This is a genomic window from Paenibacillus sp. J31R120 (assembly GCF_056269225.1).
Window position 1 is genome coordinate 1 of record NZ_JBWDNN010000020.1, and the last position, 1,410, is coordinate 1,410.

General features: G+C 51.8%; 2 tRNA genes and 2 rRNA genes. All 4 read left to right on the plus strand.

Annotated features, from left to right (window positions below):
* A 16S ribosomal RNA gene (locus tag AC0YNW_RS29130) occupies positions 1 to 103 on the plus strand; the annotation flags it as partial.
* A gap of 182 nt (positions 104 to 285) precedes the next feature.
* Positions 286 to 362: transfer RNA gene (locus tag AC0YNW_RS29135), tRNA-Ile, on the plus strand.
* 30 nt (positions 363 to 392) lie between these two features.
* Positions 393 to 465, plus strand: a tRNA-Ala gene (locus AC0YNW_RS29140).
* A gap of 131 nt (positions 466 to 596) precedes the next feature.
* Positions 597 to 1,410: ribosomal RNA gene (locus tag AC0YNW_RS29145) — 23S ribosomal RNA — on the plus strand; the annotation flags it as partial.

Below are 1,410 nucleotides of genomic sequence, written 5' to 3' on the forward strand. Positions count from 1 at the left end.
GGGTAACCCGCAAGGGAGCCAGCCGCCGAAGGTGGGGTAGATGATTGGGGTGAAGTCGTAACAAGGTAGCCGTATCGGAAGGTGCGGCTGGATCACCTCCTTTCTAAGGATTACTCAGTCACGTAGATGACTGATTAGAAGACGAAAGTCTTCACAAGCAACTCTCAGGCAGGATTGTTGCTCGCTCGTTGTCAGTTTTGAAAGACTAATCGTCTTTCACATCGAAGATTCCATGTGACGCTTTTTGTCATGTCATCTTCAAAAGAGTCATAGCAGAATACCCGAGGGCCTTTAGCTCAGCTGGTTAGAGCGCACCCCTGATAAGGGTGAGGTCGGTGGTTCGAGTCCACTAAGGCCCACCATTATCAACACATGAGTGTTGATCCCATTACGGGGCCATAGCTCAGCTGGGAGAGCGCCTGCCTTGCAAGCAGGAGGTCAGCGGTTCGATCCCGCTTGGCTCCATTTGTTCCTTGAAAACTGGATAACGAAAGTAACAAGAAGTGTTTGATTCTTATCTTCGGATGAGAAGAGAATCTTCTGCTGAAACATCCTTTAGCAAATGATTTAGCGTTGGCTTTATGTCAGCGATACTAGGTTAAGCTAGTAAGAGCGCACGGAGGATGCCTAGGCACCAGGAGCCGAAGAAGGACGTGGCGAACAACGATACCGCCTCGGGGAGCCGTAAGCAGGCTTTGATCCGGGGATTTCCGAATGGGGAAACCCAGCTGGGGTAATGCCCAGTTACTATTGACTGAATACATAGGTCAATGAGAGGCATACCGGGGGAACTGAAACATCTAAGTACCCCGAGGAAGAGAAAACAAAAGTGATTCCGTCAGTAGCGGCGAGCGAACGCGGATTAGCCCAAACCAAGGAGCTTGCTCCTTGGGGTTGTAGGACATCTCACATGGAGTTACAAAAGTGTTGGTTAGGCGAAGAGGTCTGGAAAGGCCCGCTAGAAGAGGTAAAAGCCCTGTAACCAAAAGTCAGCACTCTCCGAGATGTATCCTGAGTACGGCGGGACACGTGAAACCCCGTCGGAATCCGGCAGGACCATCTGCCAAGGCTAAATACTCCCTGGTGACCGATAGTGAAGCAGTACCGTGAGGGAAAGGTGAAAAGCACCGCGGGAGCGGAGTGAAAAAGAACCTGAAACCGTGCGCTTACAAGAAGTCAGAGCCCGATCAATGGGTGATGGCGTGCCTTTTGTAGAATGAACCGGCGAGTTACGATCCCGTGCAAGGTTAAGGTGGAAAGCCGGAGCCGCAGCGAAAGCGAGTCTGAATAGGGCGATGAAGTACGTGGTCGTAGACCCGAAACCGTGTGATCTACCCCTGTCCAGGGTGAAGGTGCGGTAACACGCACTGGAGGCCCGAACCCACGCATGTTGAAAAATGCGGGGATGAG